The following is a 12656-nucleotide window of genomic DNA, read 5'->3' on the forward strand; positions in this document are numbered from 1 at the left end:
ACTGAATAGGCGGCAAAGGCGGCCGGCCGGGATCACGCGGCGGCCGGCAACCCGGACGGCTCGTCGGGCGAAGGCCCCCGGCCGCCCAGGCGCCAGACGCCGAGGCCGTCGCGGAAGAGCCGGCGGGTCTCGGCGGTGGCCTCCTCGACGTCCCGTCCGCCGCGCAGGGCGTGTTCCCGGGCGGTGCGGGCCCTGCGGAGGGCGCTCTCCCGGGCGGCCGCGGCGTCGGCCGCCTCCGGCACGACGTAGAAGTGCTGAACCAGTCGGCCCTGGTCGGAGCGGAACGCGAACCCTACGAGCCAGACAGTCCTGGTGACCATGAGAAACGCCCTTCGGGCAATACGTGAGGGCCACGATGAGCCGTTCGGCGCGGCCTTGTATTGCGGCTTGGTCGACGATGGCCGGGTCATTGACTCCCTAAGTGTTCACAGGACACGCCGGTCCCGGCATGCGTCACATGACTGTCGTCGTGACGTGCGTCGCGGTCATACGTGCCGACCTGTGCCGAGTGTGTCCGTCTCCAGCCGTGGACAGCGTGGTGGCTCGCTCCCGCCTCTTGCTTTAATGACCATTCCAGAACTGGGGGTGGGGATGGACAAGGCGGAGTTCGGCCGGCTGCTGCGTGCGGCGCGGCAGCGTGCGCTGCTGACGCTGGAGAGCCTGGCCGAGGCGTCCGGCGTGAGTGTGCGGGCCATCAGCGACATGGAACGGGGGCAGAGCCTGCCACGGCAGGCGACGCTCAGCGAGCTGATGGACGCCCTGGAACTCGACGAGGACGAGCGGCGGCGCTTCGTCGAGGCGGCGACGCGGCGTACGGAGAAGATCCCGCGGCAGTTGCCGCCGGACCTCGCGACGTTCCGCGGCCGGACGGAGGCGCTCACGGCCGTCCAGCGGCTCAGCACACACGTCGCCGGGCGCGGGGGAGCACATGTCGTCATCTCCGCGATCGGCGGCATGGCTGGGGTCGGCAAGACGACGCTCGCGGTGCACTGGGCCCACCAGGTGGCGGACCGCTTCCCGGACGGCCAGCTGTACGTGAACCTGCGCGGCTTCGAGGACTCGGGACAACCCCTGGACCCCGGCACGGCCCTCGCCGGGTTCCTCGACGTGCTCGGCGTGCCCAGCTCCTCGGTGCCGCGCGGCACCGAGGAGCGGGCGGCGTTGTTCCGCGAGCGGGCGGCGTCCCGGCGGCTGATCGTCGTACTCGACAACGCGCGCGACGAGGAGCAGGTCAGGCCGCTGTTGCCGGCGTCGCCGGGGTGCCTGACGATCATCACCTCGCGCAGTCAGCTGTCCGGCCTGGCCGTGACCGAGGGCGCCACGCTGGTCGGTCTGGACGTGTGGTCGCGCGAGGAGGCGCTGGCCGCGCTGGCGGCCAGGATCGGCGAGGAGCGCTGCCGGGCCGAGCCCCGCGCGGCGGCGGAGCTGGTGGAACTGTGCGGGCACCTGCCGCTGGCGGTGGCGATCGTGGGCGCGCAGGTGAGCGCGTCGCCGCAGGTTCCGCTGGGAGCGTTGGTGCGCGAACTGAGGGAGTCCCGGCCACGGCTGGACGCCCTGTCCAGCGGTGACCGGCGCGTCGACGTCCGTGCCGTGTTCTCGTGGTCGTACCGGGCTCTGACGCCCGGGACCGCGCGGTTCTTCCGGTACCTGGCGCTGTGCCCGGGACCGTCGGTGTCGGCGGAGGCCGCCGCCTCGCTCGCGGGCGTCGGTACGGCGGCGGCCCGGCGGCACCTGCGGGAGCTGATCTCGGCGAACCTGCTGTCGCGGGACGCCGAGGGACTGTACGTGCTCCACGACCTGGTGCGGGCCTACGGCGCGGAACTCGTGGAACGGGAAGGGGACGACCGGCTCGGCGCCGAGACCCGGCTGCTGGACTACCTGCGCTACAACGCCCACTGGGCCAACCGGCTGCTGGGGCGCGCCGCCTCCACGTCGATCGGCCCGCCGGCCGAAGGGGCGGTGCGCGTCCTTCTCGACACCCGCGAGGAGGCGCTGGTCTGGTTCCGTCAGGAGGAGTCGACGGTCGCGGCGGCGCTGCGTTCCCTGGAGGATCCACGGTTGCTGCGGTTCCGCATGAACCTCACGCAGGACTGGGTGAGCTACTACTCCGTCACGGGCCGCTGGACGGCGGAGATCGAGACCAAGCGCATCGGCCTGGACGCCGCCGTGCGGCTGGACGAGCCGGCCGCCATCGCGCGGAACTCCGCGGATCTCGCCCGCGCGCTGGCGGAGACGGGCCAGGCCGACGAGGCCGACCGGCAGGTCGAGTTGCTGCTCGGGCTGCTGGACCGGCTGGACCCGGTGGACCGCGCGGCCATCGAGCGGAGCATCGGCTGGGTGCGGGGCCGGCAGAAGCGCCACACCGAGGCCCTGCACCATGCCCGCAGGGCGCTGGAGATCTACCGCTCCCTGGGGGACGAGGGCACCGTGGCCCGCGAGATGAACGCGGTCGGCTGGTATCTCGCCCTGCTCGGCCGGTACGAGGAGACGATCGCCCTGTGCGCGGAGGCGGTGCCGCTGCTGCGGCGGCACGGCAACGTCCGTATCGAGGCCGCCGCCCGGGACACCATGGGCTACGCCCGGCAGCGCCTCGGCGATCTCGACGCCGCCATGGCGGACTACCGGGAGTCGCTGCGGCTGTACGGTGAGGGCTTCGACGGCTACAACCAGGCCGAGGTGCTCGACCACCTCGCGACCGCGCAACAGGAGGCCGGTGACCGTGCGGGCGCCCGGGAGAGCTGGCTGCGGGCGGCCGACCTGCTGAGCGCGATCCACAGTCCGCGCGCGGAGCGGATGCGCGCCAACGCGGATGCCGTGGAGACGCCCGAGACCTGACCGGGCCGGCACCGCGGGCGGCCGGCGGGGTGTGACGCGGGGGCGGTACGTGCGCGAGCCGGGCAGCGCCGACGCGGATGCCGTGGAGGCGCCCGACCCGCCCACCTGGCCGACCTGACCGGGCCGGTACCGCCGGCGGCGGGCGGGGTTTGATGCGAGAGCGGTACGTGCGGGAGCCGGGGAGCGCCGACGCGGATGCCTTGGAGGGCGCCCGAGCCGACCACCGCGCCCACGTGGCCGACCTGACCGGGCCGGTACCGCCGGTGGCACACGGCGGGCGGGGTGTGACGCGGGAGCGGTACGTGCGCGAGCCGGGCCGTGCCGACGCGGATGCCTGGGGAGCATCCGTCCGCCCACCGCGCCCACCGGCCGACCTGACCGGGCCGGTACCGCCGGCGGCACACGGCGGGCGGGGTTTGCCGCGGGGGCGGTACGTGCGGGAGCCGGGCCGTGCCGACGCGGATGCCTGGGGAGCATCCGTCCGCCCACCGCGCCCACCGGCCGACCTGACCGGGCCGGTACCGCCGGTGGCACACGGCGGGCGGGGTTTGACGCGGGAGCGGTACGTGCGGGAGCCGGGCAGCGCCTACGCGGGCCGCCCCCGTACGTCGTAGCACTCGGGTCCCCGCCGGCCGAAGGGACGCCGCCGCACGCCCGCTGTCCGGGGGGACCGTCCCCCGGCGGGGCAAGCTGCATGCCAACTGCCTGGTTCCGCGGCCTGCGCTCCAGTGGGATGGGAGCAGGCACGAGAGCGCTCCGTGGACGGGCGGGAGCGCTCGCACGGAACAGGGGGCACGATGAACGCGCAGACCAGGCTCTCCCCTCTCATCACGGTCGAAGAGGCACAGCCCGCGCTGTCACTCGTCACCCCCCGGCGCGGGGCGCTGTCGGACGGCCCGCGGCTCGTCGGCCGCGACCCGGAACTGCGGGCGCTGGAGGGCTTCCTGCGCGAGGCGAGGGCCCACGGGGCGGCGCGGGTGGTGTGGGGGCACGCCGGTGCCGGCAAATCGGCACTGCTGGAGGCCACCGTCCAGGCGGCGGCGGCCACCGGCATGCGCGTCCTGCGCTGCACCGGCATCCGGGGCGGCAACCCGCCCGACCTGTCGGGCCTGCTCCAGATCCTCTGGCCGGTCCTGGCGGACCCGCACGGGTCGCCGGCCGCCGGGCCGCTCGATGCCCTGGAGAGGGTCCTGGTCGACGGCGCCCCGGCGCCGGGCGGGCCGTCGTGGCTGCCCTTCGCCGTCCTCCGGGTTCTGGAATCGGTCAGCCGTGCCGGGCAGCCCCTGCTGGTCGCCGTCGACGACTGGGACGCGCTGGACTCCCCCAGCGGGGACGTGCTGGCCTTCGTCGCCCGGCGGACCGTCGGCCATCCACTGGCGCTGCTGATGACCTCCCGCCCGCACCGCACGCTTCCGGCCGATCTGGCCGGCCTGCCCCGGCTGCCGCTCGGTCCGCTCGGCCCGGCCGAGTCCGCACGGCTGCTGGCGGCGCGGCGTCCGGGCCTGGACGCGCAGGCCGTGCGCGAGCTGCTGGCGACCGCGGCCGGCAACCCCCTGGCGCTGCTGGAACTCCCGGCCGGCGCCGAGGACTCGACCCCTTGCGTGCCCGCCTCGTCCGACCGGCTGGCCTCCGCCCTGGCGCCGGGCGCCGCGCGTCTGCCCTCCGGGACGCGGGACCTGTTGCTGGTCGCGGCGCTGTACCCGGCGGGAGACCTCCCGCTGCTGCTGTCGGCGGCGTCGCTGACCGGGGGCGCGGAGCTGGACTTCACCGCGCTGGAGCCCGCGGAACGGGCGGGCCTCCTGACGTTCGACGGCATGCGGCTGCACTTCGGCCACCCCGCGACGCCGGGTGCGGTGGTCCACGGCACCGACCCGCGGCGCTGCCGTGCCGCGCACGCGGCCCTGGCGGCCGTCCTCGCGCCCGGCTCGGTGCAGATGCTGTGGCACCGGTCGCAGGCGGTCCAGGAGTGCGACCCGGAGCTGGCCGGCCGTCTGGAGGCGGTGCACGCCCAGGCGCTGGAGCAGTGCGAGCCCCTCATGGCCGTCCGGCTGTTGCGGCGGGCGTCCGACCTGCACCCGCTGCCCGCCGACCGGGGCCGCCTCGCGCTCAGGGCCGCCCAGCTCGCCCACGTCCTCGGCCTGGAGCGCATGACGCGGACGATGGCGCACCGGGCGCTTCGCCACCCGCTGGGCCCCCTGGGCAGGCTGTGCGCCGAGGCCCTGGCCTGGACCGGGAACGGCGGGCAGCGGCCGGCCGACCCCGCCGCCTGGCCCGTGCCGGCCGGTGCCGACGAGCAGGAGAACGCGCTGGAGCTGGCCCGGATCACGGCGCCCTCGGTCGCGGGCGACGACGCGCGCGCCGAGGCGCTGCTGGCCTTCCTCGACGGGATGCCGGACGCCTCGGACGACCCCCGGCTGCTGCAGGCCATGGCCACGGCCGGCCCGGTGCGCCGTGCCGCGACCGTCCTCGCGGGCGTGTCCGCCGTCCGGCGCCTGGCGGACGTGCCCGTACGCGACCTCGAACGCCTGGGTGAGGCCGCGCTGCTGGCGGGCGACCCGCTGCGGGCGCTGGACCTGTACCGGCAGGCGGAGCGCCGGCACCGCTTCCACGACCTGTCCGACCAGCTGCCCCGGGTGCTGCTGCGGCAGGGGCTGGCGCACCTGGCCATGGGCGACCGGGGGCAGGGCGGCCACGCCTTCCGGCGGTGCGCGGAACTCGCCGAGGCGAACGGCCAGCACCACCACGCGGCGGCCGCCCGCCTCCTGGAGGACCTCGTACGAGGTCTGCGCACCGGTGGCACGGTACGTCCGGGCGGTGCCGCGGACCTGGAGGCGGCCCGGCGCTCGGTGCGTTCGATCGACGCGGTGCTCGCGGTCGGCACGGCCTGCGCCCTGGTGGAGGCGGGCGAGTACGGGGCCGCCTGGCCAACGTTGTCATCCCTCCTGACGGACCCGCGCAGCCGCCCGGCGGCCCTGTCCGCCCTGGTCCCCTTCGCGGAGGCCGCCGAGGCCGAGAACGCCTCCGCGGAGGCGCGCGCGACCCTCGACCGGATCGAGGCGGAGCTGGGCGCCGAGTGCCCCCCGGTGATCGCCCTCCGGCTCGCGGTGGCCCGCGCCGTGCTCGCGGACGACCAGGACGACCCGGGCGGCCAGTACCTTCATGACGCCCAGGACGCCCCGGCGCCGTCCGGGCGAGCCTTCGCCGAGGACCTGTCCCGCTGGCCGTGCCTCCAGGCGCCGCTGCGGCTGGCCCAGGGCAGGCGGCTGCGGCGCCGGCGGCAGTTCGCCGACTCCCGCGCGGCCCTGCGCCAGGCGGCGGCCGGGTACACCATGCTGGGTGCCGAGGCGCGCCTCGCGCGGATCGCCGGGGAGCTGCGGGCTTCCGGGGAGCGGGCGGACGGCGCCGCCCCGGGCGCGTCCCGGCCGGTCGCGGCCCGCGATCTGCTCACCCCGCAGGAGCTGCGGATCGCCGAACTCGCCGGCCGCGGACTGTCCAACCGTGAGGTCGGCGAACAGCTCGGCCTCGCGCCGCGGACCATCGGCGCGTACCTCTACCGCATCTTCCCCCGGCTGGGCGTGACGGCACGGGCCCAGCTCACCGACGTGCTGCGGGACCTCCACGCGGCCTGATGGCGGCCGGGGCCGCCCGTCAGCCGGAGCCGATCCTCGCTGCGAGCTGGGCGCGGGAGGAGACGCCCAGCTTGGGGAAGATCTGGTACAGGTGCGAGGCGACCGTACGGGGCGACAGGCGCAGCTGCTCCCCGATGGCCCGGTTGGTCAGGCCCCGGGCGGCCAGGCGGGCGATGGTGAGCTGCTGCGGCGACAGCACGCGGGCGATGTCGTCCGTGGGGGAGTGCCCGTCCGCGGCCCGGCCGGTCGCCCTCAGCTCGGACGCCGCCTGCTCCGCGCGGGCCTGGGCGCCCAGGGTCCGCAGGACGGACTCGGCGGTGGCCAGGGGCGTGCGGGATTCGGTCACCCGGCGCCGGCGCCGGAGCCAGGCTCCGTAGCCGAACTGGGTCATGCCGTGCAGCAGGGGCCAGGCGCCGGCTCCCGGCCGCAGCGCCCGGCGGTAGCGGTCCTCCGCCTCGTCGTCCGGGGCGAGGACCGCGCCGGCGTACGCCAGGATCCCTTGCGACAGGGGCGCGCGCCCCGCCTCGGTCAGGGCCGTGATCTCCTCGACGACGCCCCTGGCGTCGGCCTGCTCCCCGGCAGGCAGCGCCGCCTCGGCCAGGAAGGCGAGCCCCCAGACCTGCTCGAAGGCGTACGGCGTCGCCGGGTCGGTGAACAGGGAGCGCAGCCTGGCGTAGGCCTCGACGTACCGGCCCGTGCCGGAGGCGACGAGGGCGCGGGCGAGCGCGGCCAGGTTCAGTTGCCGGTTCTGACCGAGGCGCAGGGACGCCTCCTCGACCTCCGCGGCGTACTCCAGTGCCTTGTCGTGCTGCCCCCGCAGGGCCGCGATGATGCCCAGCGTGCCGGTTGCCCTCGCCACCCAGTCGGGCTGCCCCGTCCGGCCGGCGATCATCCGGCCTTCCTCGGCCAGCGCCTGCGCGGTGTGCCACTGGGTGCCGAGCCAGATCTGGCCCATCGCCCGCGGTACGAGGAGCTGCGGCAGCCGCCCGTACCGGCCGCCGGCGCGAAAGACGGCCTCCGCCCCCTCCAGCAGCGGCGCCGCCCGGTCGAGGTCGGAAACGAGCTGAGCGACCTGTCCGGCCAGATGCTGCTCGTCACCCTGGGCCGGTGCCGGGGCGGGGTGCGGCGGCCGCACACGCAGCGGTGAGAGGGGGGCGGTCAGCGCCATGACGGCGATGTCCCGTGTGTCCCGGGGCCCGGAGCGCAGCTCCTCGAACGCCCGCAGGACCAAGCGGCGTTCGCCCGGACCTGCCTGCTGCCACCAGCACCTGCGTGCCGCCGCGTACAGCAGTTTCTGCGCGAGCGCGGAATCCTGGGGTGCTACGGCGCGTGCCGCCTCGCACAGTTCGGCGATCCGCTCCCGGCCGACCGCGCTGTTGCCCGGCAGCAGATCGTGCACCCACAGCAGCAGGGCACGTCCGTACGTCCCCAGCTCACTCGGGTCGATCTGGCGGGCGTGCCGGAGCGCCTGGTCCGTCAGACCGTGGTCGCAGGCGAGTTCGGCGGCGCGCAGCAGCCGGGCCGCCCTGCGTTCCGGGTCCGGGGAGAGACGGGCGGCGCGTTCGAGGGCGGCCAGGGCCACGAGGACGCCGGTGCCCGGACGGGCGCCGGCCGCCAGCGCCTCCAGCCGCCGCGCGAGTTCCTCGTCGGGGCCGGGCACGCACTGGGCCGTGTGCCAGGCCGCGTGGGGAGGGCTGGCGAGGCCGCGTCCGAGCGCGTGGTGAGCGGCCAGGCGCCGGGCCGCCGACTCCAGGTGCAGCACGGCCGGACGGAGCAGCGGCTCGGGGAAGGACAGCCGCCGGTTCTCCTCGGCGTCCTCCTCCTCGAGGTCCAGGGCCCCGGCGGCTCCGGCCGACTCGGCGACGAGTCCGCGGGCGAGCGTCTCGGCGAACCCGGCACGGGCCGCCTGGCCGCTGCCCAGCAGCAGGGTGCTCGCGCGCAGGACGTCCCGGGTGACCGGTGAGGCGCTCAGCGCGGCGGTGAGCAGCGCGGTGCGGGCCGGTGCCGACAGCCCCTCCACGTCCGCCGCGTACGCCTCGGCCAGTCGGGGGGTCGCCGGGAGCATGCCGAAGCCCGCCGCGTCGCCCAGATGGCCGCCGTCCAGGGAGAGCTCCGTCAGGGCGAGCGGATTGCCCCGCGCCACGGCCAGGACGAGCTGCTCCTCGGCGTACCCGGTGGCCCGGCCGGCGCGGGTGACGAGCGCGCGGGCCAGGGGAGGGGGAAGGCTCCCGAGCCTCATCGTGACCGTATGGGGAACCGGCCCGGCGTCGTGGGCCGCCCGCTCGGCGACGATCAGGCCCACCGGTGTGCCGCCGCAGAGCCGGGCCAGAGCGCGCAGGGTGTCGCGGCTGGCGTCGTCGAGCCGGTCGAGGTCGTCCACGCACAGCAGCACCGGCGTCGGTGCCACGGTCAGCAGGAGCATCACCGCTGCGGCCAGCTGGGAGGGGGCCGCAGCGGCCGGTTCGGGGGCGCCCGGCGCATCCGGTACCCCGGTACCCGGCGCGGCCACGCCACCGCCGAACGCGGCGTCCAAGACGGCTCGTTCGCGGGCCGGCAGGCCGGTGATCCCGGCCAGGGCGGGGCGCAGGAGGCGGTGCAGCGCGGCGTGCGGCAGTCCGCGTTCGGCGGGTGCCCACGCCGTCGACAGCACACGTATGCCCTGGCGGTCGGCCGCCGCCGCGGCGAAGCGGAGGACGGCGGACTTGCCGGTGCCCGGAGCGCCGCTCAGGTGGAGCACCCGCCCCTCGCCGCGGGGCAGGGCCGTCAGCAGCGCGGCCACCATGTCCCGTTCCCGCTCCCGGCCGAGCAGGCCGGTGCCGTCCGGCCCGACGTCGTCCGAGCCGATGTGCGCGCTCATCCCGTGCCTCCCAGAATCCCCCGGTGCGCCGCGGGTGTGTCCGCGGCCGTCCTTCCCCGCGCGTGCCCACCTCCCGCACGCGCGTTCACCGCCCCTCCGCACGGCTGTCCGTTCACGCTCTCACCCGCATCACGCACGTGTGCCGGAACCGGGACGGCGTGCTCACTCACACGTCCACTCGTCCGGGAACGTGCTTTCCGCGCCCGCCGCCGTGTACAGGTCGCGGATACTGACGTCGGTTCCGAACTCCAGACGGCCGAAGACCCAGTCGATCGGGCGGCACTCCCGTGCGTCGGGCAGCTCCACGACGATGGGGACGGCCTCGGGGCGGGTGGCCGCCGGGGCGTGCCGCCAGGCTCCGCCGTTGTGACGCGTCAGGATCTCGCCGACGTAGCAGCCGAAGGCGACGAGGGATTCCGCCATGTCCTCGCCGGTCACTCCTTCGGCCCGGAAACCGTCGACGATGTCCTCCACCACGCAGATGCTCTCCGGACTGTAGTCCAGCTCGGCACCGCTGATGTCGGCCGCGGCCGCGACGATGGCTGCGGCGTGCCGGGGCGCGTCGGCAGGCTCCAGTGGGGGGTTCAGGTGCAGCTGCATGTCGGTCCTCGGGCCGTTTGCCGTCAATGGCTCCGAGGCTAACCGCACAGCACCCGGCGGAACATGTCCCTGCCCGGATCGATATGGAACGTCGGAGTCCAGGCGTGCGGACGGAGGTGCCCCGCGTGTCACGTATGCAGTCGATCGACTGGTGCTGCGGGTGGCCGCACCTGTCAGGGTCGGTGCCGAGGCAACCGACGAAAGGATCTCGGTGTGGCACGTCCCCGTGGATTCGACACCGACGCGGCAGTGGAACAGGCCATGACCCTGTTCTGGAGGCAGGGCTACCGCGCCACGCCGATGCCACGGCTGACAGAGCTGCTGGGTATCGGCAGCGGCAGCCTGTACGCCGCCTTCGGTTCGAAGGACGGCCTGTACGCCCAGGCGTTACGGCGTTACTGCGACGATCTGGTGGCGGCGCTGGACCGGGAGGTGCGGGCGGAGGGCGACATCCGCACGGCCTTGCGGCGGCTGCTGCTCGCGCTGGTGACGGCCGACGCCGCCGAACCGGAACGCGGCTGTCTGCTGGTCAACGCGATCGTCGAACGCGCGGCGCACGACGGCACCGTGGAGCAGGCCGGCACGGCCATCACCGCCATCGAAGCCGTGCTGACCGGGGCGCTCGAACGCGCCCGGGTGCGCGGGGAGCTGTCCGGTGAGCGCAGTCCGGTGGAAGTGGCCCGCTTCCTCACCACGTTCATCCAGGGCCTGCGCGTCATGAGCCAGGCGCGCGCCGACCGGGCGTTTCTGGAGCCGGCCGTGGCCGTGGCGCTGCGGGTCCTCGACTGAGTCTTCGCGCCCGTCGGTCTTGTGGCCGCGGCCGGTCCCTTCGGTCCCCCGGACCGGCTTGCGCGGCCGTTCCCGGGTTGCCGTCGTCGCCGGGCGGCAGTCAAACGACTGATCCCCGGCAGGCCCGTGGCCTCGACAATCACAGGAGACCGGTGACCGCGAGGAAAGGGACCGCACACCCATGACGATCATCGACAGCCCACTGCCGGACGAGGAGCGCGAGATCGCGGGGCGCGCGCTTCAGGCGACCCTGGTCGACCTGCTCGACCTGTCCCTGGTGGCCAAGCAGGCGCACTGGAACCTGTACGGGCCGCGCTTCCGTTCCATCCACCTCCAGCTCGACGAGGTGGTCACCACCGCACGCGACCACGCCGACGTGGTGGCCGAACGCGCCGCCGCGCTGGGCGTCAGCCCGGACGGCCGGGCCGCCACCATCACCGCCACCAGCGGGGTGCCCGCCTTCGCGCCGGGCTGGACAAAGGACGTCGACGCGATCGAGGCCCTGGTGCGGGCGTTCGCCGCCGTCATCGGACGGGTGCGGGAGCGCATCGAGGAGACCGGCCCGGCGGACGCGGTGACCCAGGACCTGCTCATCGGCCTGACCGCCGACCTGGAGAAGCAGAGCTGGATGTTCCAGGCCGAGAACCGGGGCTGAGGAGGCACGGGGACGGTCCCCCGCGCGGGGCCGTCCCGCAGCACACGTGTGCGCGCCTGCCCCGGGCGCGGGACCGTCACTGCCGGCGGCGCGCCCGCAGGGCGGCCGCCTTGACGCGGTTTCCGCAGGTCCACATCGCACACCATTCCCTCCGGCGGCCCCGGGAGCGGTCGAGGTAGATCTGTGTGCACTCGGGGCGCCCGCACTCGCGCAGCAGCGCGGCGTCCCGGCCCGCGACGATCTCGACCGCCTCGCGCGCCAGGTCGGTCAGGGCCTGGGCGGCCGTGCCGCGGCGGCTCGTGCCGCCGGGCCCCAGCCACAGGGCCACCGGCACTCCGGCCGCCCGCCGGTTCACCGCGGTGACCGCGCCGGCGGGAAGGGCGTCGCCGTCGAGCCGCGCCCGCACCAGCAGGTAGATCGCCTCCCGCAGTTCCAGGGCCGCACGCAGGTCCACGTGGTCGGAGGCGGGCCGCTCGTCGAGCAGCCCGGACTCCACGAACCAGGAGTCGAGCAGCCCGGGTGCGCCGATCCGCTCGATCGGAACCGTCGCACGCCGCTCCTGCAGGGTGCCCACGAAGTCGAGGGTGAGCGTTCCGCACGGAAACACATGTCTCACATGGTCCTCCTGACACAGGGAAGTGGACACCCTTCCAGAGTAACCACCTTGACAGGTGACGAGCACCCGTGGGAATCTCTCGTCACCGGTCAGACCAGTTACTTCCCAGTGAGGACACCCCATGGCAGTCGTACGGTTCCATCTCGTCTCCACGCTCAGCCCCAAGGACGTGCTGCACGTACTGACCGACTTCGGACCGTCCCGGGCCCAGGCCTGGCCCACGATCGACGCCGGACACTTCGAGGTCCACGGCCTCGGCGACACCTGGGCCGAGGTCACCGAAGGCACCGCCGCCGCCTGGGAGCGCGCACGCTACGAGTGGGAGCCGGACGGCGACACGGTCACCATCACCACCCTCGACTCCAAGCTCTTCGGAGCCGGCGGCGGCTGGGTCTTCCGGATGACTCCCGAGGGCGACGGCACCCGGGTCGACGTCGAGCTGACACGGCAGCCGAGCACCTTCAAGGGCAAGATGCTCGCCTCGCTCCTCCCCCTCGCCGCCCCGTCGTCCCTGCGCAAGTCCTTCTCGGGCCCCCTGCGGGCGCAGTGAGCCGCCTGCGGGCCCCGGAAAGACCCGGAGGGAACGGCGGTCCGCATGCCGAAGGGGCCGACAGCACGCGCTGTCGGCCCCTTCGGCATGTGAACCGGCCCCGGTTCAGTCGGTGGTGGTGTGGG

The 12656-nt window shown here is 75.1% G+C and carries 9 protein-coding genes; 5 read left to right on the forward strand and 4 right to left on the reverse strand.

From position 1 onward, the window contains the following. Nucleotides 1–32 precede the first annotated feature (32 nt). The gene (locus ACZ5DC_RS40225; protein WP_468661388.1) at nucleotides 33–320 is read right to left on the reverse strand and encodes a hypothetical protein; all 288 of its coding nucleotides are present in this window, start codon (nucleotides 318–320) and stop codon (nucleotides 33–35) included. Between the two features lie 244 nt (nucleotides 321–564). Between ACZ5DC_RS40225 and ACZ5DC_RS40230 the strand changes: the two genes are divergently transcribed. Then, a complete protein-coding gene (locus ACZ5DC_RS40230) occupies nucleotides 565–2835 on the forward strand; it encodes an ATP-binding protein (RefSeq protein WP_468661390.1) in 2271 nt (756 codons plus the stop codon). Between the two features lie 797 nt (nucleotides 2836–3632). Then, a complete protein-coding gene (locus ACZ5DC_RS40235; RefSeq protein ID WP_468661392.1) occupies nucleotides 3633–6464 on the forward strand; it encodes an AAA family ATPase in 2832 nt (943 codons plus the stop codon). A gap of 19 nt (nucleotides 6465–6483) precedes the next feature. Here the strand turns inward: ACZ5DC_RS40235 and ACZ5DC_RS40240 are convergent, their stop codons facing one another. Both ACZ5DC_RS40240 and ACZ5DC_RS40245 read right to left on the reverse strand, forming a co-directional pair. Further along, nucleotides 6484–9321 (reverse strand): helix-turn-helix transcriptional regulator, encoded by a 2838-nt coding sequence (locus ACZ5DC_RS40240; RefSeq protein WP_468661394.1) that lies wholly within the window; start codon nucleotides 9319–9321, stop codon nucleotides 6484–6486. Nucleotides 9322–9483: 162 nt separating this feature from the next. Continuing rightward, complete coding sequence (locus ACZ5DC_RS40245; RefSeq protein ID WP_468661396.1) at nucleotides 9484–9921, reverse strand: hypothetical protein; 438 nt, start codon at nucleotides 9919–9921, stop codon at nucleotides 9484–9486. Nucleotides 9922–10134: 213 nt separating this feature from the next. Here ACZ5DC_RS40245 and ACZ5DC_RS40250 point away from each other — a divergent pair, with 213 nt between their 5' ends. Then, complete coding sequence (locus ACZ5DC_RS40250) at nucleotides 10135–10710, forward strand: TetR/AcrR family transcriptional regulator (RefSeq protein WP_468661398.1); 576 nt, start codon at nucleotides 10135–10137, stop codon at nucleotides 10708–10710. Nucleotides 10711–10891: 181 nt separating this feature from the next. Beyond that, entirely contained in the window at nucleotides 10892–11365 is a 474-nt protein-coding gene (locus ACZ5DC_RS40255) for a Dps family protein (protein ID WP_468661400.1), read from the forward strand. A gap of 76 nt (nucleotides 11366–11441) precedes the next feature. Here the strand turns inward: ACZ5DC_RS40255 and ACZ5DC_RS40260 are convergent, their stop codons facing one another. Beyond that, on the reverse strand, nucleotides 11442–11981 hold the full coding sequence (locus tag ACZ5DC_RS40260; protein ID WP_468661402.1) for a CGNR zinc finger domain-containing protein: 540 nt from the start codon (nucleotides 11979–11981) through the stop codon (nucleotides 11442–11444). 121 nt (nucleotides 11982–12102) lie between these two features. Between ACZ5DC_RS40260 and ACZ5DC_RS40265 the strand changes: the two genes are divergently transcribed. Then, nucleotides 12103–12531: an SRPBCC family protein gene (locus ACZ5DC_RS40265; RefSeq protein WP_366755670.1), complete on the forward strand. Its 429-nt coding sequence runs from the start codon at nucleotides 12103–12105 to the stop codon at nucleotides 12529–12531. The last annotated feature ends 125 nt before the right edge of the window (nucleotides 12532–12656 follow it).

Source organism: Streptomyces sp. NPDC031445, assembly GCF_055581365.1.

What these genes read in the sequence shown, in the direction of transcription:
- ACZ5DC_RS40225 (WP_468661388.1), bottom strand. Translation starts at nt 320, where the DNA reads ATGGTCACCAGGACTGTCTGGCTCGTAGGGTTCGCGTTCCGCTCCGAC.
- ACZ5DC_RS40265 (WP_366755670.1), top strand. Translation starts at nt 12,103, where the DNA reads ATGGCAGTCGTACGGTTCCATCTCGTCTCCACGCTCAGCCCCAAGGAC.
- ACZ5DC_RS40255 (WP_468661400.1), top strand. Translation starts at nt 10,892, where the DNA reads ATGACGATCATCGACAGCCCACTGCCGGACGAGGAGCGCGAGATCGCG.
- ACZ5DC_RS40230 (WP_468661390.1), top strand. Translation starts at nt 565, where the DNA reads ATGACCATTCCAGAACTGGGGGTGGGGATGGACAAGGCGGAGTTCGGC.
- ACZ5DC_RS40245 (WP_468661396.1), bottom strand. Translation starts at nt 9,921, where the DNA reads ATGCAGCTGCACCTGAACCCCCCACTGGAGCCTGCCGACGCGCCCCGG.
- ACZ5DC_RS40240 (WP_468661394.1), bottom strand. Translation starts at nt 9,321, where the DNA reads ATGAGCGCGCACATCGGCTCGGACGACGTCGGGCCGGACGGCACCGGC.
- ACZ5DC_RS40235 (WP_468661392.1), top strand. Translation starts at nt 3,633, where the DNA reads ATGAACGCGCAGACCAGGCTCTCCCCTCTCATCACGGTCGAAGAGGCA.